This window comes from Delftia sp. WSY_12 (assembly GCF_043104645.1).
GTDB classification, from domain to species: domain Bacteria; phylum Pseudomonadota; class Gammaproteobacteria; order Burkholderiales; family Burkholderiaceae_C; genus Comamonas; species Comamonas tsuruhatensis.
In genome coordinates, this window is the sequence record NZ_JBICKW010000022.1 from 33,409 (window position 1) to 56,294 (window position 22,886).

14 protein-coding genes are annotated in these 22,886 nt (G+C 68.8%); 5 read left to right on the plus strand and 9 right to left on the minus strand.

Annotated elements, in window-relative coordinates; genetic code table 11:
• Window positions 1–110: 110 nt before the first annotated feature.
• Window positions 111–2,000 (minus strand): alpha/beta fold hydrolase, encoded by a 1,890-nt coding sequence (locus ACF8LI_RS12585; RefSeq protein WP_312839801.1) that lies wholly within the window; start codon window positions 1,998–2,000, stop codon window positions 111–113.
• A gap of 144 nt (window positions 2,001–2,144) precedes the next feature.
• Between ACF8LI_RS12585 and ACF8LI_RS12590 the strand changes: the two genes are divergently transcribed.
• A complete protein-coding gene (locus ACF8LI_RS12590) occupies window positions 2,145–2,489 on the plus strand; it encodes a hypothetical protein (protein WP_016445926.1) in 345 nt (114 codons plus the stop codon).
• Here ACF8LI_RS12590 and ACF8LI_RS12595 read toward each other — a convergent pair.
• Together ACF8LI_RS12595 and maiA are read right to left on the minus strand one after the other, a co-directional pair.
• The gene (locus ACF8LI_RS12595; protein WP_312839802.1) at window positions 2,409–3,302 is read right to left on the minus strand and encodes a polyphenol oxidase family protein; all 894 of its coding nucleotides are present in this window, start codon (window positions 3,300–3,302) and stop codon (window positions 2,409–2,411) included. The two genes, ACF8LI_RS12590 and ACF8LI_RS12595, sit on opposite strands and share 81 nt — an antisense overlap.
• Window positions 3,299–3,964, minus strand: coding sequence for a maleylacetoacetate isomerase (maiA, locus tag ACF8LI_RS12600; RefSeq protein ID WP_016445924.1), 666 nt, complete (start codon window positions 3,962–3,964; stop codon window positions 3,299–3,301). The genes ACF8LI_RS12595 and maiA overlap by 4 nt, the downstream gene beginning before the upstream one ends.
• A gap of 87 nt (window positions 3,965–4,051) precedes the next feature.
• On the opposite strand from maiA, the gene ACF8LI_RS12605 reads away from it, so the two are divergent.
• From ACF8LI_RS12605 to ACF8LI_RS12615, 3 genes are all read left to right on the plus strand, one after another.
• A complete protein-coding gene (locus ACF8LI_RS12605) occupies window positions 4,052–4,747 on the plus strand; it encodes a fumarylacetoacetate hydrolase family protein (protein ID WP_016445923.1) in 696 nt (231 codons plus the stop codon).
• A 147-nt stretch (window positions 4,748–4,894) separates the two neighbouring features.
• Window positions 4,895–5,458 carry an NUDIX hydrolase gene (locus ACF8LI_RS12610; protein WP_017405029.1) on the plus strand — a complete coding sequence of 188 codons (564 nt, stop codon included), beginning with the start codon at window positions 4,895–4,897 and terminating at the stop codon, window positions 5,456–5,458.
• 247 nt (window positions 5,459–5,705) lie between these two features.
• Complete coding sequence (locus ACF8LI_RS12615; RefSeq protein ID WP_392412953.1) at window positions 5,706–8,516, plus strand: chemotaxis protein CheW; 2,811 nt, start codon at window positions 5,706–5,708, stop codon at window positions 8,514–8,516.
• Window positions 8,517–8,535: 19 nt separating this feature from the next.
• Here ACF8LI_RS12615 and ACF8LI_RS12620 read toward each other — a convergent pair whose 3' ends face one another.
• From ACF8LI_RS12620 to ACF8LI_RS12640, 5 genes are all read right to left on the minus strand, one after another.
• Window positions 8,536–9,543, minus strand: a complete 1,008-nt coding sequence (locus ACF8LI_RS12620; RefSeq protein WP_016445920.1) for a patatin-like phospholipase family protein — start codon at window positions 9,541–9,543, stop codon at window positions 8,536–8,538.
• Window positions 9,543–11,678 (minus strand): NAD-dependent DNA ligase LigA, encoded by a 2,136-nt coding sequence (ligA, locus tag ACF8LI_RS12625; protein WP_046238714.1) that lies wholly within the window; start codon window positions 11,676–11,678, stop codon window positions 9,543–9,545. The genes ACF8LI_RS12620 and ligA overlap by 1 nt, the downstream gene beginning before the upstream one ends.
• Window positions 11,679–11,725: 47 nt before the next feature.
• Window positions 11,726–13,066: a cell division protein ZipA C-terminal FtsZ-binding domain-containing protein gene (locus tag ACF8LI_RS12630; RefSeq protein WP_016445918.1), complete on the minus strand. Its 1,341-nt coding sequence runs from the start codon at window positions 13,064–13,066 to the stop codon at window positions 11,726–11,728.
• A 57-nt stretch (window positions 13,067–13,123) separates the two neighbouring features.
• Window positions 13,124–16,651 carry a chromosome segregation protein SMC gene (gene smc / locus ACF8LI_RS12635; RefSeq protein ID WP_392412956.1) on the minus strand — a complete coding sequence of 1,176 codons (3,528 nt, stop codon included), beginning with the start codon at window positions 16,649–16,651 and terminating at the stop codon, window positions 13,124–13,126.
• 133 nt (window positions 16,652–16,784) lie between these two features.
• A complete protein-coding gene (locus tag ACF8LI_RS12640) occupies window positions 16,785–20,066 on the minus strand; it encodes an EAL domain-containing protein (protein WP_312839806.1) in 3,282 nt (1,093 codons plus the stop codon).
• A 581-nt stretch (window positions 20,067–20,647) separates the two neighbouring features.
• On the opposite strand from ACF8LI_RS12640, the gene prpF reads away from it, so the two are divergent.
• Complete coding sequence (gene prpF / locus ACF8LI_RS12645; protein WP_392412958.1) at window positions 20,648–21,859, plus strand: 2-methylaconitate cis-trans isomerase PrpF; 1,212 nt, start codon at window positions 20,648–20,650, stop codon at window positions 21,857–21,859.
• A 34-nt stretch (window positions 21,860–21,893) separates the two neighbouring features.
• Here the strand turns inward: prpF and ACF8LI_RS12650 are convergent, their stop codons facing one another.
• On the minus strand, window positions 21,894–22,826 hold the full coding sequence (locus tag ACF8LI_RS12650; RefSeq protein WP_074922319.1) for a pyridoxal-phosphate dependent enzyme: 933 nt from the start codon (window positions 22,824–22,826) through the stop codon (window positions 21,894–21,896).
• Window positions 22,827–22,886: the final 60 nt, after the last annotated feature.

A 22,886-nucleotide genomic window follows, 5' to 3' on the forward strand; every position in this document is an offset into this window, starting at 1 on the left:
TCTTTGGACTCTTGAAGGGATGCCCGGGCGCGCACTGCCGAAGCTGCGGCAGCGGCACCCTGCATTCAAGCCGCAGCGTTATTGCGCTGCAGCATCGAAACGATTGTGCCTCAGGCCTTGACCAGCACGTAGCGGCCCGGGGCCGGCTCGATGGCCGTGTATTCCCTGCCCTTGCCGTACTGCTTTGGCGCCGCGACCAGCTTGCCGCCGTGCTCGGCCAGCCAGGGGCTCCAGTCGGCCCACCAGCTGCCCGGGTACTCGTCGGCGCCGGCCTGCCACTCCTTGAGCGTGGGCGGCAGCTGGCCGTCCTCGCGCAGCCAGTAGCTGCGCTTTTTCTTGGCCGGCGGATTGATCACGCCCGCGATGTGGCCGGATGCGCCCATGACGAAACGCTTGTCGCCACCCAGCACCTGGGTCGATGCATAGGAGCCGCCCACGGGCACGATGTGGTCCTCGCGCGAGCCGTAGATATAGGCCGGCAGGCGCAGCTGGTGCATGTCGATGCGCTCGCCGCAGACGGTCAGCGCACCGGGCTGGACCAGCTTGTTTTCCAGGTAGAGGTTGCGCAGGTACCAGGCGTAGTACGGGCCGGGCAGGTTGGTGCAGTCGCTGTTCCAGTACAGCAGGTCGAACGGCGGCGGTGTTTCGCCCTTGAGGTAGTTGCCCACCACGTAGTTCCAGACCAGATCGTTGGGACGCAGAAAGCTGAAGGTCGATGCCAGGTCCTGGCCCTTCATGAGGCCGCCCTCGCCCATCTGCATTTCGCGGAAGCGCACCACGGACTCGTCGATGAAGACATCGAGGATGCCGGTGTCGCTGAAGTCGATGAAAGTGGTCAGCAGCGTGACGCTGGCCACGGGAAACGGCACGCCGGCCGGCGCCTTGGCGCGGGCTGTGGATGTGCGGGCGGCGCTGCGGCTGCCAGCCGCGCGCTTGGCTGGAGCCGCCTTGGCCGCCGGAGCAACAGCTGCGCCATGCTCGCGGTCGTGGCGTGCCTGCAGCACGGCCAGCGCGGTGGACAGCATGGTGCCGCCCACGCAAAAGCCCAGCACGTTGATCTGCTCGGCTCCTGCGATCTCGCGTGCCACGCGGATGCCGGTGAGCACGCCGTCTTCGATGTAGTTGTCCCAGGTCTTGTGCGCAAGGCTGTCGTCGGGATTGCGCCAGCTCATCACGAAGGTGCGGTGGCCCTGGCTGACGGCATAGCGGATCAGCGAGTTGTCGGGCTGCAGGTCCAGGATGTAGAACTTGTTGATGCACGGCGGCACCATGAGGAAGGGACGCTCGTGCACCTTGTCCGTCAGCGGCTTGTACTCGATGAGCTGGAACAGCTCGTTCTCGAACACCACGGCGCCTTCGGTGGTGGCAACGTTCTTGCCCACGGTGAACAGGCTCTCGTCGGTCATGGAGACATGGCCCTGGCGCATGTCGGCCAGCAGGTTGGCCACGCCCAGGGCCAGGCTCTCGCCCTGGGTTTCGATGGCCTTCTTCTGCGCCTCTGCATTGAGTGCCAGGAAGTTGCTGGGCGACATGGCCGCCAGCCACTGTTCCACAGCGAAGCGCACGCGGTTGCGGGTCTTCTCGTCGGCCTGCACGGCCTCGGCCAGGCCCATGAGCATGCGGCTGTTGAGCAGATAGGTGGCTGCGGTGGCCGCCGTCAGCGGGTTGTCGGCCCAGGATTGGGTGTTGAAGCGCTTGTCCTTGGCCAGCAGCGCCTGGGCGCCGCCCTGCTCGCACATGGCCTTGGCGCCGTCCAGGTACTGGCGTTGCAGCTCCAGCAGCTTTTCGGGGTCCAGCGACAGCGCGTTCTCGGGCAAGGCGCCGGGTTCGGGGACTGCAGCCTTCCAGGCCTGGGCCATGTCCGGCATGCCCGCGCCCTGTGCTCCCGGCATTCCCGGTGATCCCATCTGCTGCAGTATCTGCAGCGTCCGGCTCCATTGCTCGTTCCAGAATTGCTGGATGGGTTGGCCTGGCAGGCCTGCGAGTGGGTCAAAATTCATGCTGCATCCTTGTTCGCGGATGCCGTTCGCAATAGCCTGGGGCTTGCGGGGCATCCGTTTTGATTGTGACCCAGGCGAGCCCCCCGTTGCCCGGCACAGCCCTCCACAAAAACCCGTGCCCGGTGCGCCTTTTTCGAATCGACCATGTATCTCGTTGTTATCGCCTGGTTGTATGTCACGCTGATGATGGCCGTGGCCGAAGCCGCCAGCCCCACGGGCAGCATACTCGGCGCCCTGGTCACTTTCGCACTGTATGGACTGCTGCCGCTGTCCATCGTGATCTACATCATGGGTACGCCCGCGCGCAACCGAAAGCGCCATGCGCGCGAACTGGCCGAGCGCCAGGCCTGGCTGGCGCAGCAGCAGGCCTCGCAGGGCACGGCGGACGCACCGGACGCGCCCGCGCCCTCAGTCCTTCCAGATGCAGGCGGCGAATCGGCCGCTGCTGCCCAGGCGGGCAGCGTCGCGCCGGTGCGAAAAGAACCGTGAGTCGTTGAGCACCGTGCACCATGCGTCGCTGCCGTCATTGCCATGGATGGCCGTGATGCCCAGCGCCGCCAGGCGCTGTCGCGCAAGCCCGGCCAGGCTGGCCAGGTACTTGGGGGTGCCCTCGCCCGCCTGAGGTATGGCGGTGAAATGCGCGGCGGCGGCGGCGTCATGCGCGATGAAGGCAGCGCGCACCTCGGCACCGACCTCAAAGGAACGCGGACCGATGCAAGGGCCCAGCCATGCCAGGGTCTGCGGCGCCACCTGCTCGGGTGCGGTCCGGAGCTGATCGGCAAAGCGCTTGAACAGAGACTCCAGCACACCGCCTGCCAACGGCTGACCCGCATGGCCAGGCGGCATTCCGGCCAGACCGCGCCAGCCCGCATGGGCCGCGCCCACCACGGCGCCGCTGCGATGGGCCAGCAGCACGGGCAGGCAATCGGCCACCATGATGGTGCAGACCACGCCCGAGGCGCTGGTCACGCAGGCATCGAAGGCCTGGCCCTGCGCGCTGCCTGCATCCAGTGCGATGACATCCACGCCATGCACCTGCTGCAGGAACACCGCGCAGGCATCCGGCGTATCCGCACGCACGATCTCCTGCAGGCGCTGGCGGTTGGCGCGCACGGCCTGGGGGTCGTCGCCCACATGGTCGCCCAGGTTCAGGCTGCCCCAGGGCGCCGTGCTGACGCCGCCTTCGCGCGAGGTGCACAGCGCGTGCACGCCGGGCGGCGCGGGCCAGTCGGGCACCAGCCAGGATACGGGGACGGTGCCGGGGAGGTTGCCGGGGATGGAGTCAGGCCGGGCCGCGCTCATTCCGCGTCGGGGCAGGCCGAGGGATGGGCCTTCTGGAAGGCCGGCAGCGCCTCGCAGCGATCGACGATGGCCGCCAGGCGCGGCAGGCCGTCCAGGCTCACGTTGAAGCGGCGGCCGTTGAAGATCTGCGGCACCAGGCAGCAATCGGCCAGCGTGGGCGTGTCGCCCCAGCAAAACAGCGAAGGCGGCAGGCCGGCCGCCTCGCGCTCGGCGGCCAGCAGGTCCAGCTGGCGCTCGAAGGCCTCCAGGCCCGATCGCACCCAATGCACGTACCAGCCGCTCTTGGCCTCGTCGGAGACACCCAGGTTGCGCACCAGGTACTTGAGCACGCGCAGGTTGTTGAGCGGATGGATCTCGCAGGCCACCATCTGGGCCAGTGCGCGCACATGGGCACGGCCCAGGGCGTCACGCGGCAGCAGCGGTATTTCGGCATGGGTCTCATCGAGATATTCGATGATGGCCATGGACTGGGTCAGCCAGTGGCCGTCCTCGGTCTCCAGCGCCGGCACCAGCGCATCGCCGACATGCTGGGCATAGGCCGGCGCCTTGTGGTCGCCGCGCAGCAGGTGCACGGGTACGGATTCATAGTCCAGGCCCTTGATCTGCAGCGCAATGCGCACGCGGTAGGAGGCCGACGAGCGGAAGTAGGTGTGGAGCTTCATAGACTGCAAAGCATACCGTGCAGCCGCGCCGATGCATGGCACACTTGCGGCGGCGCCCAAGAGACAAGGCGCCAGAGGAACACCGACATGAGCTACGTTTTCAACCCGCCCGCCGTGGCCAGCGTACCCGTCCTGGGCCGCCCCGAGCGCTTCCCCGTGCACCGCATCTACTGCGTGGGCCGCAACTACGAAGAACACGCCAAGGAGATGGGCTTCACCGGCCGCGAGCCGCCCTTCTTCTTCCTCAAGCCTGCCGACGCCATAGTGCCCGTCGAGGCCGGCACCACGGGCACCATGCCCTACCCCACGCTGACCTCCAACCTGCACCACGAGATCGAGCTCGTCGTGGCCATCGGCAAGGCGGGCAAGAACATCCTGGCAGCCGATGCGCTGGACTACATCTGGGGCTACGCCGTGGGCCTGGACATGACGCGCCGCGACCTGCAAAACGACATGAAGAAGCAGGGCCGACCCTGGTGCATCGGCAAGGCCTTCGAGCATGCCGCACCCATCGGCCCCATCACCCCGGCAGCCGAGGCCGGCGACATCGCCAAGGCCGCGATCTCGCTGCAGGTCAATGGCGCCGACCGCCAGCGCAGCGACATCGGCAAGCTGATCTGGAACATTGCCGAGACCATCGAGCACCTGTCGGCGGCCTGGGAACTGCAGCCCGGCGACCTGATCATGACGGGCACGCCCGAAGGCGTGGCCGCCGTGGTGCGCGGTGACCTGCTGGAAGGCCGCATCGACGGGCTGAGCCCCTTGAGCGTCAAGATCGCCTGAGTTTTCTCTGAGCCTGGCGACAGGCCGGCAAGGCAGCAGGGAGCACGCTCCCCGGCCTGCCGGCCTTTGTGTTTGAACCTACGGTCCGCCGCACGGAATGCCTTACTGCCTTCCGTCTGGCGGCGCTTTCACTTTCATGGTGTCGGCATGATTTTTCGCAGCCCCATCAAGTTCTGCCGAGCCTGCGGCACGGCGGTGGTCTACCGCCTTCCTGACGATGGCGACACGCGCGAGCGCGCCGTGTGCCCGCACTGCCACACCATCCACTACGAGAACCCGCTGAACGTGGTGGGCACCATCCCCGTGACCGACGACGGCCGCGTGCTGCTGTGCAAGCGCAACATCGAGCCGCGCCGGGGCCTGTGGACCCTGCCCGCAGGCTTCATGGAACTGGCCGAGACCACGGCACGCGGTGCCCAGCGCGAGACCGACGAGGAAGCCGGCGCCGACATCGAGATGGGGCCGCTGTTTTCCATCGTGGACGTGCCCAAGGTCAGCCAGGTCCATCTGTTCTACCGCGCCCGTCTGCGCAGCGAGCAGTTCTACCCCGGCCCCGAGACCATGGAGGCCCGCCTGTTTGCGCAGGCCGATGTTCCCTGGGAAGAACTGGCCTTCCGCACCGTGCGCGTGACGCTGGAGCGCTACTTCGCCGACCGGGCTGCCGGCCTGCTGGACGCGCACCGGGTGCACACCATCGACCTGAGCCTGTAGGCCTGCACGGCCACCAAGCACCACCATGCTGCACGGCGCCGGCGTACGCACTGCGGTGATGCCGGGCCATGCCCCGGTGTGGCACCGGACGGGCTGCGTGCGGGGTGCAGGCGGCGGTCCGTCACCCCTATGTCACCTTGCAGACACATTTAGTCACAAACTGGCCTCCTTCTTGCTCTTTGCATAGGGCTTTTCCCTGAGCGGAAAAGTTGGTTTACCGAACCTGAACCTGACTGCGGAGCGCCCCATGGCCACATCCCTGCCCACCGACCTGATTCTTCCCCACCTGCGGGAACTCAACCGCAACGCCGCCGACCTGCGCGAGATCCGGCTCATGTGGCGTCTCATCGAGGCTTCGGCCCGCATGCAGGCCTCGCAGCAGGGACAGGCCCTGGTGTCCATGCTGACCGACACGCGCCAGGGGTTGGAGCAGCTGGAGCAAGGCCTGCTGCAGTCGCAGCTGGCCCAGTCCGCGCAGGAAGCCATGGCCCAGCTGGGCATGCAGTCCAGCCATGCCATCGACCTGCTGGTGCGCAGCCTCTACGAGCGCACGGCCGATGTCGGCTTCCTGGCCGCCGATTCCGTGCTGTGCGAGGCCATGGCCCAGCTCGGCGATGGCGACATCCTGCTGGACATGGCCGCGGGCGGCCTGCACGCCTGGCAGGCTCCGCTGCAGCTGCACCTGCAGGCCTACCGTGCCAAGTACACGGTCTACGACGACATCCTGCTGCTGGACACCCAGGGCCAGGTCTGCGCACGCGCCCAGGCAGGCGACAAGCCGCTGCCGCCCTGCGCCGAGGGTTGGTTCCAGCAGTGCCTGCAGCAGGCCGGCCATGTCAGCCATTTCGGCGCCAGCTGCGTGCTGCCCGGCGCAGACCGCCTGATCTACGCGCAGCGCCTGCTGCATCCACGCACCATGGCGGTGCTCGGCGTGCTGTGCCTGAGCTTCGACTTCGCGGCCGAGATGCAGGCCATCTTTGCCTCGGGCGGGCCGCGCGCCCAGGTGGGACTGCTGCTGGATGCGGCTGGACTGGTCATTGCCAGCAGCGATGACCACTGGATCGCCCCCGGCAGCCGCGTGCCCATGCACCACGGCGATGCCGTGCAGCCGCTGATCCACGCCGGCCGCACCTATCTGGTGCGTACGGCCCGCGCCTTGCCCTACCAGGGCTATGCGGGCCCCGAGGGCTGGCAGACCCAGGTCATGGCGCCGCTGGACCTGGCCTTCGCCACCCAGCAAAGGCCGCAGGTCCTGCAGGCACTGGAGCCTGCCATCGCCGAAGGACTGATGGCCCAGTCCCGGGGCTTTTGCCCGCCCCTGCACGCCATGGCACGCGCGGCCGACGACATACGCCGCGTGGTCTGGAACGGCCAGGTGCTGGCTGCCAGCCAGGCGCCGGAGTCCCCCGTGCAGGGCACGGCCCCCCCGGACCCGCTGCAGGCCGTGCTGGAGCAGATGAGCGAGACCGGCGACCTGACCCATGCCGTGTTCACGCGCGCCATCCACGGCCTGCACGAGACGGCGCTGTCCACGCGGCTGCAGGAGCACACCACGCTGAACCGGCTGCTGATGGACCTGCTGGAGCGCAATCTCTACGAACGCGCCAACGATTGCCGCTGGTGGGCCCTGACGCCAGGCCTGCAGAAAGTGCTGCAAGACAACAGCGGCTGCCTGGCCCTGTCGGTACAGGCACACGACGCCGCGCAGCGTCTGCTGGAGCAGCTCAATGCGCTGTACACCGTCTATGCGCGCATTGCGCTGTATGACGCCCAGGGCCTGGTGCTGGCCTGCAGCCATGAGGACGAACCCGGTCTGCCGCTGTCACCCGGCGTGCGCGTGCAGGCCTCGGCACTGCAGGCCACCATGGCGCTGCGCGATGCCCAGGCCTATCACGTGCAGGAGCTGGACGATGGGGGCCTGCCCGTCCACGTCTACCACGCCGCATTGCGCGCCCCCTCAACCACCAATGGACATGGGCATGGGCAGGGCGCAGATCAGGGCCCCGCCATCGGCGGCATTGCCCTGCTGTTCCACACGCGCCGAGAACTGCAGGCCATGCTGCAGGCCGCTGCACCGGAGCAGTCCGAAGACGCCGGCCCCGAAGACCACGGCCTGCCCCGTTTGCCGATGGAGGCTTTCTACGTGGCACGCGACGGCCGCATCATCGCCGCCAGCCACGGCGGTCGGCCGCTGGGCAGTTGCATAGAAGGCGTGGCCGGGCTGGCAACGCTGACCGATGGAGAGGTACGCAGCAGCATCGAGGAAATCGAAGGCCACTACTGCATCGTCGGCATGGCCGCCGGGCGAGGCTACCGCGAGTTCCGGCTGGACCAGGGCGCGGCACGCGATGCAAAGGAAAGCGCAACGGAGGACACACTGGCCGGCCTCGTCAGCCTGAGCCTGCAGCGGCTGGGGCCTGTGCATGCCGATGCGCGCAACCGCGCCCTGCGCCTGGCGCCGGCCACGCGGCTGGATGGCTCGCGTCCTGTCGCGCGTGCGCTCGCCGCGCACGGCGGCGGCGATGCGCCGGTGGAACTGGCCAGCTTCTACGTGGGCGCCAGCCTGCTGGCCCTGCGCGCGGGCGATGTCTGCGAGGCCCTGCCCGCCAGCGCCATCTCGCCCGTGGCGGCAGGACGGCTGCCGTTTTGCGTGGGTGCGCTGGCGCGGCGCAGCCAGGGCAGCGTCAGCGGCTATGTCTGGGTGTTCGACCTGGCCGCGCTGCTGCAGGGCCGGCCCGGCGTGGTCACCGAGCAGTCGCAGGTCATCGTGGTCCAGCACGGCGGCCTGCGCGTGGGGCTGCTGGTCAGCGCGCTGCAAGGCGTGCACCGGCTGCCGGCCAGCGCGCTGGTGGAATCGCCCATGCTCAGCGTGGCCTCCACGACGCCGGCCCTGGTGCGGGAGCTGGTGCATGCCGGCGCGGGCCTGCCGCTGATCCAGTGCCTGGATCCGGCCGCATTGATGCAACGGCTGCAGCCTTCGCGCGGCGCGGCGGCCAACGCAGACCGCAGCGCGGCAGCAGTGGAGCGCGAGGCGGCCTGGGATGCCCAGGCGGCATAGGGCGCGTTCCCCCGGGGCCTCACAGACCCCAGTGGCGCAGGCCGGGCAGCGCGGCCTGCGCCGCCTCGTAGCCTTCGTCGATGGCCTCGCGGGCGCGGTGGAAGTCCAGCAGGCCCAGGTGGGACAGGCGCGGGGCGATCACCAGCTCGGGCGGGTCGCCCGCCATGCGGCTGCGCGTGATGCGCATCTGCATGATGTTGACGCTGGTCATCACCACGTCCAGCAGCGAGGGCGGCCGGGGCGGGGGCTCGGTCTCGCGGCCTGCCTCATCGCGGTGGTGGCCGGGCATCCACCCCATCACGCCGCGTTGCAGCCGGCGCATCCAGGCCGAGCCGGCCACGGCGCTGGCCTGGCCCGACAGGTCCTCGGGCGCCACGCCCTGCTCCACGGCGGGCGGGGCCTCCTCCAGCGGCGGCGCAGCGGCCATGGCGGCAGCGGGCGCCAGCGGCCGCATGTGGCGCCGCATGATGTCGGCATTGAGATCGACCGCGATCACGATGTCCGCGCCCATGGCGCGCGCCAGCGAGGCGGGCACGGGGTTGACGATGCCGCCATCGACCAGCAGCCGCCCTTCGCGCTGCACGGGCGTGAACAGGCCGGGCAGCGCGATGGAGGCGCGCACGGCATCGGCGATGGAGCCCTTGCGCAGCCAGACCTCGGCACCCGAATGCAGGTCGGTGGCCACGGCGCCGAAGGGAATCTTCAGATCCTCGATGGCCGAGTCCACGAAATGCTCGCGCCAGAACGAGATCAGCTTCTCGCCCTTGAGCATGCCGCCCGCGATGTTGAAGTCCATGAAGCCGAAGACCTTGCGCATGCCCAGGCCCAGCACCCATTCCTCGAAGCGCTGCATTTCACCGGCCGCATAGGAGGCGCCCACCAGGGCGCCGATGGACGAGCCGCAGATGATGTCGGGCCGCAGGCCCGCATCCTCGAGCGCGCGCAGCACGCCGAAATGCGCCCAGCCGCGCGCCGACCCGCTGCCCAGCGCCAGGCCGACCACGGGTTTGCGCGGACTCAGCGCCATCAGCCCTGCTCCGCTGCGGCTGCAGCAGGGGGGTCACCCGCCAGCAGGGCCAGCATGCCGGCCTCGTCCAGCACGGGCACACCCAGTTCCTCGGCCTTGGACAGCTTGCTGCCGGCCTCGGCGCCCGCGACCACGTAGCTGGTCTTTTTGCTGACCGATCCGGAGACCTTGGCGCCAGCGGCCTCCAGCATCTCCTTGGCCTGGTCGCGGCCCAGCGTGGGCAGCGTGCCGGTGAGCACCACGGTCATGCCGGCCAGGGGCTGGGCGGTCTGCTCGCGCGCCGCGCCCTCTTCCCAGTGCACGCCGCAAGCACGCAACTGCTCGACCACCTCGCGGTTGTGGGGCTGGGCGAAGAAGGTGTGGATGCTCTCGGCCACGATGGGCCCGACGTCGCGCACCTGCAGCAGTTGCTCGACGCTGGCGTCCATGATGGCGTCCAGCTGGCCGAAATGGCGGGCCAGGTCCTTGGCCGTGGACTCGCCGACCTGGCGGATGCCCAGGCCGAAGAGGAATCGCGACAGCGTGGTCTTCTTGGATTTCTCCAGCGCATCCAGCACGTTCTGGGCCGACTTCTCGGCCATGCGGTCCAGCGATGCCAGGGCCACCAGGCCCAGGCGGTAGAGGTCGGGCAGCGTGCGCACCACATGGCCGTCCACCAACTGGTCCACCAGCTTGTCGCCCAGGCCCTCGATGTCCATGGCGCGCCGCGCGGCGAAGTGCAGGATGGCCTCCTTGCGCTGCGCCGGGCAGAACAGGCCGCCCGTGCAGCGGTGGTTGGCCTCGCCCTTGGGGCGCGACACCGCGCTGCCGCAGATGGGGCATGCAGCGGGCATGCGGAAGTTGGGCACATAGGCCGGCCGGTCGCCGGGCACGCGGCCCACGACTTCGGGAATCACATCGCCGGCGCGGCGCACGACCACGGTGTCGCCGGTGCGCACGCGCTTCTTGCGGATCTCGAACAGGTTGTGCAGCGTGGCATTGGTGACGATGACGCCGCCCACGGCCACGGGCGCCAGGCGCGCCACGGGGGTGAGCTTGCCCGTGCGGCCGACCTGTATGTCGATGCCTTCCATGCGCGTGGGCATTTCCTCGGCCGGGTACTTGTGGGCCACGGCCCAGCGCGGCTCGCGCGAGACAAAGCCCAGCTGGCGCTGCTGGGCCAGGCTGTTGACCTTGTAGACCACGCCGTCGATCTCGTAGGGCAGCGTGGCGCGCTCGGCGCCCATGCGCTGGTGGAAGGCCACCAGCTCGGCCGCGCCCTTGGCAATGCAGACCTGGGGCGCCACCGGGAAGCCCCAGTCGCGCAGCGTCTGCAGCATGGCGTAGTGGGTGCCGAAGTCGGGGCCGCCCTGCGCGGCCGGCGTAATCTCTCCCAGGCCATAGGCGAAGAAGGACAGCGGGCGCTGGGCCGCAATGCCCGAGTCCAGCTGGCGCACCGAGCCCGCCGCCGCATTGCGCGGATTGGCAAAGCTCTTGCCGCCGGCGGCCTGCTGGCGTTCGTTGAGCCGGACGAAGTCGGCGCGGCCCATGTAGACCTCGCCGCGCACCTCGACCACGGGCGGCACGCCCTTGCCTTCGGGCAGGGACAGCGGAATTTTGCGGATGGTGCGGATGTTGTGTGTGACGTCCTCGCCCACCTCGCCGTCGCCGCGCGTGGTGGCCTGCACCAGGCGGCCGTTCTCGTAGCGCAGGTTCATGGCCAGGCCATCGAACTTGGGCTCGGCCACGTATTCCACGGGCGGTGCGCCTTCGGCCAGTTCCAGCTCCTTGCGGATGCGTGCGTCGAAGGCCTCGGCACCCGTGGCCTCGTTGTCGGTCTCGGTGCGGATGCTGAGCATGGGCACGGCATGGCGCACAGGCATCAGGCCGTCGAGCACGGCGCCGATCACGCGCTGCGTGGGCGAGTCCGGGGTGACCAGTTCGGGGTAGGCACCTTCCAAGGCCTGCAATTGCTGGAAGACGCGGTCGTACTCGCCGTCGGGCACGGTGGGCGTGTCCAGCACATAGTACTCATGTGCCCATTGGTTGAGCTGGGCGCGCAGCGCCTGCACCTTGGCCAGCACCTTGTCGGGGGCGGCCCCGGACTCCGGCGCCGCGGGGGCTGCGCCGGAGAAGAGATCCAGATTGTCGTTCATGGGGTTGAGGCCAGGAGCCTGTTGTGCACCAGGGGCACCGCGCCGCGTCAGCTGAACAGTCGCCGCGCCAGCATGGAGCCCGCCGACAGCTCGCGGCTGTCGAGCTTGTCATAGAGTTGTTCCAGGTCGTGCTGGATGGGGTCCAGCGCCATGGCCGGCAGCAGGTAGCCGTTCTGGTCGCAGAGCACTCCATCCATGGTCTGGCACAGGCGCTCGGCCACCTGGCGCAGCTGCACGAAGGCCTGCTCGCCGCGCGGCACCTGGGGCACGTCCAGGCTCAGCAGGAACTCGCGCACCACCGAGGTGTCCAGGTCGTCGGCCATGGCCGCCTGCGGGTCGTAGTTGAGCACCAGCACCGGCGGCATGCCGGGCGTGGGCGAAGGCAGGGCCATGCGCCCGGGCATGGAGCCCGGCAGAAAGCCCTGGCGCGATGCGTTCTGCTGCACATAGCCCGCGCTCCAGGAGGCCTGGCGTGCGCGCAGCATGAAGGTGAGCTGGGCATCGTGCTCGCTGGCGAACTGGTCGAGCTCGCGCGCACGCGCCACTTCCTGCAGCATGTCGGGCACGTCGGGCGTGGCGCCCAGCGCGTCGGCAAAGCGCTGCACCTTGGCAACGAACTCGGAGAACTCGATCTCGTTGAGCGCACCCGTGCGGTTGGCCAGCTGCACGCCGGCCTGGAAACCCAGGTAGCGCTGGCCGGGCTGCAGCGGTTCCCACTGGTGGGTGGACTGGTTCATGCCTTCGATCGCAAAGGGCTTATTGCCCGCGCGCCGCGTGGCGGGCTGGGCCTGCAGCGCCAGCTCGCCAGGCACGGCCTGGCCGACCTGCACGGGGGCAATGGCATCGATCAGCGCATCCAGGCCCGGCCGGCTGGCCGCAGCGCTGGTCAGGGCCGCGTCGTTGAGGGAAGGCTCGATGGACTGCGGTGCCAACGGGGATGGCGCAGGCACTGACGCAGATGCGGGTGCCGATGCGCTGGCGTCTTCAGCCGCCTGCAGGGCATGGGCAGCCTGCGCGGTCTGCACCGCCTGGGCTGCCTTGGCCGCCAAAGCGGCCTGGGCCTCGGCCTGGCGCTGCTGCTCTTCGAGCTGGACCAGATGGGCCAGTTCGGCATCGGTTTCGGCAAAGCGGTCCACGGCGGCAGGGCTCTGGCCCGGGGCTGCGGTGCCGAAGTCGCCCAGCACGGGCTCGCGCAGGCTGTGCGTCAGGTCCGGGCCGTGGCCCACGGTGTCCATGCCGGGTTCATGGCGCGAGGGATCGCGCTGCGCCTCTTCGACGGGGTCGGCGCGCTTGGGTGCGTTGCGGCGTGCGGACCAGCTGTTGTAGGCAATGATCAGGGCCAGCACCACAAAGCCCAGGACGGCCAGACTGATTTGCAGGTTACTCATGGAATGAAGGAATGAAACGTCGTTCCAGCAAATGGGTTCGGAAGGTTGCGGACATGCTCAGGATAGCTCAGCCATGGACAGCGCGGACTCCATGTCCACGGCCACGATGCGGGACACGCCCTGCTCCTGCATGGTCACGCCGATGAGCTGCTGCGCCATTTCCATGGCGATCTTGTTGTGGCTGATGAACAGGAACTGCGTGCCCTTGCTCATGCTGGCCACCAGCTTGGCATAGCGCTCGGTGTTGGCGTCGTCCAGCGGCGCGTCCACCTCGTCCAGCAGACAGAACGGCGCCGGGTTGAGCTGGAAGATGGCGAAGACCAGGGCAATCGCCGTCAGCGCCTTTTCGCCACCGGACAGCAGGTGGATGGTCTGGTTCTTCTTGCCGGGCGGCTGCGCGATCACCTGCACGCCCGAGTCGAGGATTTCATCGCCGGTGATCACCAGCTTGGCCTGGCCACCGCCGAACAGCTCGGGGAACATGCGCCCGAAGTGCCCGTTCACGGTCTCGAAGGTGCCCGACAGCAGCTCGCGCGTCTCGGCGTCGATCTTGCGGATGGCATCTTCCAGCGTGTTCATGGCCTGGGTCAGGTCCTCGGTCTGCGCGTCGAGGAAGGTCTTGCGCTCGCGCGCCAGCTTCAGCTCGTCCAGCGCCGCCAGGTTGACCGCGCCCAGGGCGGCGATCTCGCGGTGCAGCCGGTCGATTTCGCCCTGCAGGCCGTGCATGCGCACATTGGCCTCGGCAATGGACTGGGAGACGGCCGCCAGGTCGGCACCGGCCTCCTCCAGCAAGGTGGAGTACTGCTCCAGGCCCAGGCGCGCGGCCTGCTCCTTGAGCTGGAATTCGGTGATGCGCTGGCGCAGCGGGTCCAGTGCCTTCTCCAGCTGCTGGCGGCGTTCGTCGCTGGCGCGCAGCTTGTTGGTCAGGTCGTCATATTCGCTGCGGCGCGCGGCCACGGCCTGCTCGCGCTGCATCTTCAGATCCAGCGCGTCCTGCAGGCCGCCCTGGGCGGCGGCGTCGGTCAGGCGCGTGAGTTCGTCCTGCGCGCGCTGCTGCTCGTCGGCCAGCGAGCGGGCCTGCTGGCTGGCCGTCTCTATGGTGCGGCTGAGTTCGCCCCGGCGCGCTTCCAGGCTGCGCCGCGAGAAAGTGGCCTCCTGGGCCTGGCGCTCCAGCGTGCGCAGCTGCTCGCGCGATTCGTTCAGGCGCCGCTCGGACTCCAGCACCTTGTCGCCCAGCTGGGCATGGCGCTCCTGGCTGTCGGCCAGCTGCATGTCCAGTTCCTCGAAGCGGGCTTCGGCCGCCACGCGGCGCTCCTCGATGTCGGACAGTTGGGCCTCGACCTCGGCCAGGTCGGCACTGATCTGGGCATTGCGCGCGCGGGCCTGCTCGGCCAGCTGCGACAGGCGCAGCGTCTCGACCTGCAGCTCATGGGCGCGGCCTTGCGATTCGCTGGCCTCGCGCCGGGCGGTGACCAGGCGCTGCGAGGCCTCGGCATAGGCGCTTTCGGCACGCACCAGGGCCGTGCGCGACTCGTCGGAGATCAGCGCCTGGGCGCGCACTTCCTTTTCGAGGTGCTCGATTTCCTGGGCGCGTGCCAGCAGGCCGGATTGCTCCGAATCCTGCGCATAAAAGCTCACGCTGTGGCTGCTGACGGCATGGCCCGTGGGCACATAGACCGTCTCGCCGGGCCGCAGCTCGCCGCGGCGCGACAGCGCCTCTTCCAGCGTGGGCGCCGTGTAGCAGTCCTGCAGCCAGTCGCCGAGCACGGCGCGCAGGCCGGCATCGTTCACGCGCAGCAGATCGGACAGGTGCTGCCAGCGCCCCGGCGCGGGCGCGGGGGCGCCCTGCGGCGGGCTGAAGAAGGCCAGGCGCGCGGGGGGCGCATCGTGCCCGCCTACGCCCAGGAAGCCGCGCACCATGTCGAGCCGGCCCACTTCCAGCGCGCCCAGGCGTTCGCGCAGCGCGGCCTCCAGCGCGTTTTCCCAGCCGGGCTCGATGGCAATGCGGCTCCACAGGCCCTGCATGCCGTCCAGGCCGTGCTTGGCCAGCCAGGGCTGGAGCTTGCCGTCGGTCTTGACCTTTTCCTGCAGGGCCTTGAGGGCTTCCAGCCGCGCCGACAGGTCGGCATGGCGCGCGGCCTCGGCATTGACGGCCTGCTGGCGCGTGCGACGGTCCTCATCGAGCTGGGGCACGGAGTCCTGCAGCTCGTTGAGCACGGCATCGGCCATTTCAGCCAGTTCGCGGGCCTCGTCCAGCTGGGACTGCAGATTGTGGAGGCGGGCCTCGTCGGGTGTCTCCAGCGCATTGCGGTCGGCGCGCAGTCGCTCGAAGCGGGTCTCGAACTGGCGGCGCTGCTCGTCCAGGCTGCGCTGCTCGGCGGCCAGCACCTGGATCTGCTGCTGCACCTGCACCACGCTGGCGCGCTGGTCGGCATCGGCCTTCTGGGCATTGCGCAGCGCCTCTTCCAGGTCGGGCAGGCGCATGCTCTGCTCCTCGACCTGGGCGGCCAGCATCTCGGCCTGTTCCTCGGCATCCATGCCGGCGCCGTCGAGATTTTCGATTTCGGCTTCGGCCTCCTCGCGGCGGCTGTTCCACAGCAGCACCTGCTCGGACAGCTGCTGCAGCCGCTGCTGCACGCGCTGGCGGCCTTCGAGCACGTAGCGGATCTCGGCCTCCAGCTTGCCGACCTCGGCCGTGGATTCGTAGAGCTTGGCCTGGGCCTGGTTGACCTGGTCGCTGGCGTCGTAGTGGGCCTGGCGCAGGGTTTCGAGTCCGCTTTCGTTGTTGCGGATGTCGGCCATGCGCTCTTCCAGCTCGTTGACGGCCTTCAGGCCCTCCACGCGCACGCGGTCCTGCTCGGCCTCGGCCTCGGCGCGCTTGAGAAACCACAGCTGCTGCTGCTTGAGCGTGACCTGGGACTGCAGCGCGTTGTACTGCGCCGCCACCTCGGCCTGCTTCTCCAGCCGGTCGAGGTTGTTGTTGAGCTCGCGCAGGATGTCCTCCACGCGCGTGAGGTTCTCGGTGGTGGCCGAGAGTCGGTTCTCGGTCTCGCGCCGGCGCTCCTTGTACTTGGACACGCCTGCGGCCTCTTCCAGGAACAGGCGCAGCTCTTCGGGGCGCGACTCGATGATGCGGCTGATCGTGCCCTGGCCGATGATGGCGTAGGCGCGCGGGCCCAGGCCCGTGCCCAGGAACACGTCCTGCACGTCACGGCGGCGCACGGCCTGGTTGTTGATGAAGTAGCTGCTGTTGCCCTCGCGCGTGAGCACGCGCTTGACGGCGATCTCACCGAACTGGCCCCACTGGCCGCCCGCACGGTGGTCGCTGTTGTCGAACACCAGCTCCACGCTGGAGCGGCTGGCCGGCTTGCGGTGCGTGGTGCCGTTGAAGATCACGTCCTGCATGGACTCGCCGCGCAGCTCGCTGGCCTTGCTCTCGCCCAGCACCCAGCGCACCGCATCCATGATGTTGGACTTGCCGCAGCCGTTGGGGCCCACCACGCCCACCAGTTGACCCGGCAGCATGAAGTTGGTGGGCTCGGCGAAGGACTTGAAGCCGGACAGCTTGATGGAATTCAGGCGCACGATGCAGGCACAAAGCGGTCCGCGGCGAACGGACAAACAAGGAGGTGGGGAAAGAACAAGGCAGCTCGGGATGATACCGCGCGCCACCCCCTCTCAAGAATGGAAAGCGGCCCGGGCGGGGCCGCTGCGAATGTCAAGAATGGTTTGAAGGGACCTCTGGCCCCGTGCTGGCGTCCGTGCATTCCACCACTTCGGGCCGGTGTTGCGCCGGCTGGGTCAGGCATGCGGGGCTCAAGGCCGGGGGGCGCGGCAAGGGGGCGGCCTCGCGCACCAGGGCCTCGAAGCTGCGCACGGGCACGGGCGGGCTGAGCAGGTAGCCCTGCCAGACGTGGCAGCTCTGGTCTTCGAGGAATTGGCGCTGCGCCTCGGTTTCCACGCCTTCGGCGATGACCTGCAGTCCCAGGCTGGTGCCCAGGGCGACGATGGTGCGCGCAATGGCCGCGTCGTTGGGGTCGCTGAGCACGTCGCGCACGAAGCTGCGGTCGATCTTGAGCTGGTCCAGCGGCAGGCGCTTGAGATAGGCCAGCGAGGAATAGCCTGTGCCGAAGTCATCCAGCGAGAAGCCGACACCGTGGGCCTTGAGCGTGGCCATCTTGGCGGCCGTGTCGTCCACGTCGGCCAGCAGCAGGCTTTCGGTCAGCTCCAGCTTGAGCAGGCGCGGGTTGGCGCCGTGCTCCTTGAGCGCCTGCAGCACCTGCTCCACGAAGCGCGCCTGGTGGAACTGGCGCGGGCTGACGTTGACGGCCAGCACCATGCAGGCCATTTCGGGGTCCGCCGCCCATTGCGCCAGCTGCCTGCAGGCCTCGCCCAGCACCCATTCGCCCAGTTGCTGGATCAGGCCGGTCTCCTCGGCCAGCGAGACGAAGAGCGAGGGCGGCACCAGCCCTTCGCGCGGGTGGTTCCAGCGCAGCAGGCCTTCGGCGCCCACGATGCGTCCGTGCGCCATCTGCGGCTGGTAGTACAGGACGAACTGGCTGCGCACCAGGCCCTCGCGCATTTCCTGCTCCATGGCCGTGCGCGAGCGCAGCACGGCCTGCAACTGCGGATCGAAGAATTGCAGCGTGTTGCGCCCCATGCCCTTGGCCTGGTACATGGCCATTTCGGCGCGGCGCAGCACCTCGTCGGCGCTCAGTTCCTGCTCGCCGAACAGGCTGGCGCCAATGCTCATCGTGATGTGGCAGGACTGGCCTGCCAACTGCAGCGGCTGCTGCAGCAGCGAACGCATGCGCTGGACCTCGCCTTCCAGTTGCGAGGCCGCATGCATGGAGTCCTTGCCCAGGTCCTCCAGCAGCACGACGAAGTCATCGCCGCTGTGGCGGGCCAGCGTGGCCTCGGGCCCCAGGGACTGCGCCAGGCGCTCGGCAATCATGCGCAGCAGCACATCGCCAAGCTCCAGCCCCAGGCTGTCGTTGAAGGCCTTGAAGTTGTCCACGTCCAGCAGCATGACGGCGCCGCAGCGCCCGCGCCGGCGGCTGGAGGCCAGCGCCTGCTGCAACCGGTCCACCAGCAGGCGGCGGTTGGGCAGGCCGGTGAGCGCGTCGTGGAAGGCCAGGCGGCGGATTTCCTCTTCGGCGGTCTTGCGCTGGCTCTGGTCCTGCAGGATCAGCAGGCAGCCTTCGTCCAGCAGCATGCCGCCTATCGATACGGAACGCGTGCGGCCATCGCTGCCCATGAGCTGGTATTCCTCGCAGTTGAGGGTGCCGCAGCTGTCGGACTCGCCGCTGTGCAGGCTCTGTGCCACGCGCGCCCTCGCCTGCGCGGCCTCGAAGCGGCGCTGCATGCGCAGGCGGCGGGCTTCATCGGGACACATGTTGCACCACCAGCCATCACCATCCATGCCGGCCGTGGCACCGTGGCCCGCCAGGCGCATGAATTCCTCGTTCCAGTAGGCGAAGCGGCCGTCGTCCTGAAGCATGGCCAGGCCCAGAGGCAGGCGCTGGATGACCATGCGCAGATGGCGCGATCCATCGCGCTGCATCTGCTGCAGGTGGCGCCGCGCGCTGATGTCCTGCACCAGCGCCATCAGCCGCCGGGACGGGCCATGGCCCAGCGCGGAGATATGCAGCTCCACCCAGACCAGGGTGCCGTCGCGGCGCCGCAGCTGCCGCTCGATCTGCAGGGCCCCGCGCTGGCCCGCCGTCAGTTCCTGCAGCAGCACCCGGTCGCCCTCCAGGGTTTCGGCCGCCAACAGGGCCAGCAGGGGCCGCTGGCACAGCTGCTGCGCCTCATGGCCGGTAATGTCGCAGTACCTGCGGTTCACATGCAGGACGTTGCCGCTGGCCGCATCGACCTGCACCACGCCCACGGCAGCCTGCTCGAACAGGGCCTGAAAGCGGGCATCGCTCTCGCGCATGCTGCGGGAGGAGGCGCGCAGCTGCGCCCAGCTGGAAGGATGGCGCCGCCACCAGGCCGCCGCCAGCGACGCCAGCAGGGCCGACACGAGCATGCCCAGCGCGAAAAGAACCAGGGGCTGGACACGCTCGGTCCAGGACAGGGCCGTCCCCATGGGAATGAAGTTCAACCGCCACAGCCGGTCCTGGGCCTGCAGCGTCTGCTCCAGCACCACCTGGCCGGTGTCGCCCATGCCGGCCGCCTCCTGCCCGCGCTCCGGCCAGGCCGCGCCCAGGTACAGCGGCAGCGGCGATATGCCGGCCGGCGGCAGGGGCGAGGTCGGGCCTGCGTCATGCATGGCCAGCGCAAGCCGGCGCAGAAAGCCGCGTTCATGCAGGTCCTGCACCAGGTCGTGCACGCGCACGCTGACGTCTGCAGTCCCCAGAAACAGCGGCTGCGCGGCCTCCCCGTCCGGGGACTGGTGGTCCACAAGCGCAAAGACAGGCGCGCGCACCAGCACGGCGGTGGCATGCTCGCCGGGCTGCTTCAGCGCAAACGGTGCCGAGACCACGGCGGCCGCGCTGTCGCGGCTGCGCACCATGCTGGCCATGAGGCTGGGGCGGTCGTGCATGTCCAGGCCGGCAATGGACTCGTTGCCCTCCAGCGGCCAGAGATAGTCGATGAAGAAATAGTGGGGCCCGGGCCGGGCGGTGAAGGCCTGATCCTGGCCGGGCAGACCGCGCTGCGTTGCGGCCCGTGTAAAGGACAGCGCCTGCATGCCCGGCTGCGCCTGTATGCGCAGCGCCTGCGCCATGCGCGCGAAGGCCGATTGCCCCATCTCGGGAGAGGCGGCCAGCTGGTTGGCCACATGCTGGACCATGACCGCGTAGGCATCCAGGCGCATCTCCAGCGCCTGGCGGGCCGACTGGGCCTGCTGGGTATGGCGCTGCAGGTCGATACGCTCCAGCGCCCGCTGCTGCTGCAAGGCAAGCACAGCGCTCAGGCACATGCCCACCGCCATGACGGTTGCGGCTGGCCAGGCGGCCCGGATGGCTACAAGCGTGCGCTGGGCAAAAACTGACATGGAGCGGCTAAGGCGGAATAGGCGGTCACGGGAAATCGGTCCAGGAGCACGGAACCGCTCGTTGCCAGCCCCATGGCAGGTTCACCGGAAAGGGCAGTACAGGCCATATGGAGCAGAGCGCGAGGATAAATGGATTTCGGCACGCGGCAGGCGAACCATGGATAAGACAAATCCTACAAACACCCTTCCTCTATCGTCTGCAAGCACACTTGCTGAAGGCTGGCCCGGGCAAACCCTAGAGAGCTCCGCAGGCCGGCGTGGGACTGGGGGACCGAACCGTTGCACGCTCCCTCATCCATGAAATCAAAAGCAGCAATTTTGAAACGACAGTGAAACGAATGTTGCGGCGGCAGCCAGCACCGCAGTGCACACGCCCTGTGCTGGCGCGCTGCAAGGCTTGCACGGGTTTTCCCTTGATGCGGATGGCATGGCGCTTGCAACAAACCTGGCCTACTGCCATCGCCTGACACCGCAGGGGACACCGTCCATGGGCATCAACCGCCGCCAGAGGCTGCGCGCTCCGGCGATCGGCAGACCGCAAGAACAGACACAGATACGAACAACAGCACAGGAGGCCTGAGATGGGCGCGATCCCCGAAACCTTTCTTCCCCAGTTGCGCATCCCTGCCACCTACCTGCGCGGCGGCACCAGCAAGGGCGTGTTCTTTCGCCTGCAGGATCTGCCCGAGGCGGCCCAGCGCCCCGGACCCGTGCGCGACGCCATCCTGTTGCGCGCCCTGGGCAGCCCCGACCCGTACGGCAAGCAGATCGACGGCATGGGCAATGCATCGTCCAGCACCAGCAAGGCCGTGATCCTGGCTCCCAGTACGCGGGAAGGCCATGACGTGGACTATCTGTTTGGCCAGGTCGCCATCGACCAGCCGTTTGTGGACTGGAGCGGCAACTGCGGCAACCTCTCGGCCGCCGTGGGGCCCTGCGCCATCCACATGGGACTGATAGATCCCGCGCGCATTCCTCGCAACGGCACGGTCACCATTCGCATCTGGCAGGCCAACATCGCCAAGACCATCGTGGCCCATGTGCCCATCACGCAAGGCCAGGTCCAGGAGACCGGCTCCTTCGAGCTCGATGGCGCGACCTTCCCGGCCGCCGAAGTGGCGCTGGAGTTCCTGGATCCCGCCGATGAAGGAGACGATGGCGGAGCCATGTTCCCTACAGGCCACCTCGTGGACCGGCTGGACGTGCCCGGCGTGGGCAGCCTGGCGGCCACGCTGATCAATGCGGGTATTCCGACCATCTTCCTGAACGCCCAGGACCTGGGCTACACGGGCTGCGAGCTGCAGGACGCCATCAACACGGACGACGAGGCCCTGGCCCGCTTCGAGGCCATACGCGCCCACGGCGCGCTGCAGATGGGGCTGATCAAGGACCTGGCCGAGGCCGCCAGACGGCAGCACACGCCAAAGATCGCCTTTGTGGCGCCACCGGCCGCCTACACGGCATCCAGCGGCAAGCGCATTGAATCGGGTGACGTGGACCTGCTGGTGCGCGCCCTGTCCATGGGCAAGCTGCACCACGCCATGATGGGCACGGCTGCCGTGGCCATCGGCACCGCAGCGGCTGTGCCGGGCACGCTGGTGAATCTGGCGGCAGGCGGCGGCGAGCGCAGCGCCGTGCGCTTTGGCCACCCCTCCGGAACGCTGCGCGTGGGCGCCGAGGCCCGTTTGGTGAACGGCCAGTGGCAGGTGACCAAGGCCCTGATGAGCCGCAGCGCACGCATCCTGATGGAAGGCTGGATCAGGGTCCCCGGCGAGGTGTTGAACGCCGCATGAATGCGCGGGCCGGGTCTTCAGGCCGCAGCCGTGCTCACGCCTCGGCTGCCAGCGCCGCCCCACGCCACGCCTGGAGCTGCTCCAGCGTGTTCGTCGTGCCGCCACAGGCCACCACCAGCACGCGCTGGAAGCCTTGCAACGCAGGAGCGCGCCCGTAGGCCAGGGCCAGCGCGGCGCCACAGGCCGGCTCCACATGCAGGCGATGGTCGTCAATGAAGCGCAGGCAGGCCTGCAGCGCCTGCGCATCCGTCACCACGGCGCTTCGCACGGGGTGCACCTGCGCCAGATCGAAGGCTCTCTGGCAGACCTGGCGCGCGCCCAGCGAAGTAGCCACGCTGGTGATGCGGTCCAGCAGTACGCGGCGGCCCTGGGCCAGGGACTGCGCCAGAGAATCGGCGCCGGCCGTCTCCGCCGCGATCACGGGCACATCGGTCCAGCCATGGCGCTCCAGGCCCTGCACCACGCCGGCCAGCAGGCCGCCGCCGCCCACGGCCAGCACCACGGCGTCGGGCTTGAAGTCGGCAGCGGCCAGCTCATCGACCAGGGTGGAATGCCCCGTCCACAGCAGCGGGTCGTCAAACGGATGGACAAAGGCATCCTCGGCGTCCAGCAGGGACTGGGCCAGGGCATTGGCCTCGTCCCAGACGGCGCCATGCACGATCAGCTCGGCGCCCTGGGCACGGATCAGTGCCCGCGCATGTTCGGTCGTGGTTTGCGGTACGACCACGGTGACGGGTATGGACAGCTGCCGCCCGGCATAGGCCACGGCAATGCCCGCATTGCCGCCCGATGAGGCCACAAAGCGCTTCTTGCCCTGGCGCGCCAGGGTCTCGCAGGCATGGCCTATGCCGCGCAGCTTGAATGATCCGCAGGGTTGCAGCGCATCCAGCTTGAGCCAGATTTCAGGACCACCGGCGTGGCTCAGGGCATGGGACGGGATAAGGGGAGTGAAGGTGTGCAAAGGCATGGGGTGGCAGTGTAGGACTGGCGTTCAGCCGCGATAATCCCTTGGCTTTTCAAATATTCT

Excerpts from the sequence above, each read along its gene's own strand:
- ACF8LI_RS12585 (WP_312839801.1), bottom strand. The coding sequence starts at position 2,000 with ATGAATTTTGACCCACTCGCAGGCCTGCCAGGCCAACCCATCCAGCAA.
- ACF8LI_RS12615 (WP_392412953.1), top strand. The coding sequence starts at position 5,706 with ATGGCCACATCCCTGCCCACCGACCTGATTCTTCCCCACCTGCGGGAA.
- ACF8LI_RS12650 (WP_074922319.1), bottom strand. The coding sequence starts at position 22,826 with ATGCCTTTGCACACCTTCACTCCCCTTATCCCGTCCCATGCCCTGAGC.
- ACF8LI_RS12640 (WP_312839806.1), bottom strand. The coding sequence starts at position 20,066 with ATGTCAGTTTTTGCCCAGCGCACGCTTGTAGCCATCCGGGCCGCCTGG.
- ACF8LI_RS12605 (WP_016445923.1), top strand. The coding sequence starts at position 4,052 with ATGAGCTACGTTTTCAACCCGCCCGCCGTGGCCAGCGTACCCGTCCTG.
- maiA (WP_016445924.1), bottom strand. The coding sequence starts at position 3,964 with ATGAAGCTCCACACCTACTTCCGCTCGTCGGCCTCCTACCGCGTGCGC.
- ACF8LI_RS12595 (WP_312839802.1), bottom strand. The coding sequence starts at position 3,302 with ATGAGCGCGGCCCGGCCTGACTCCATCCCCGGCAACCTCCCCGGCACC.
- ACF8LI_RS12610 (WP_017405029.1), top strand. The coding sequence starts at position 4,895 with ATGATTTTTCGCAGCCCCATCAAGTTCTGCCGAGCCTGCGGCACGGCG.
- ACF8LI_RS12630 (WP_016445918.1), bottom strand. The coding sequence starts at position 13,066 with ATGAGTAACCTGCAAATCAGTCTGGCCGTCCTGGGCTTTGTGGTGCTG.
- ACF8LI_RS12590 (WP_016445926.1), top strand. The coding sequence starts at position 2,145 with ATGTATCTCGTTGTTATCGCCTGGTTGTATGTCACGCTGATGATGGCC.
- prpF (WP_392412958.1), top strand. The coding sequence starts at position 20,648 with ATGGGCGCGATCCCCGAAACCTTTCTTCCCCAGTTGCGCATCCCTGCC.
- ACF8LI_RS12620 (WP_016445920.1), bottom strand. The coding sequence starts at position 9,543 with ATGGCGCTGAGTCCGCGCAAACCCGTGGTCGGCCTGGCGCTGGGCAGC.
- ligA (WP_046238714.1), bottom strand. The coding sequence starts at position 11,678 with ATGAACGACAATCTGGATCTCTTCTCCGGCGCAGCCCCCGCGGCGCCG.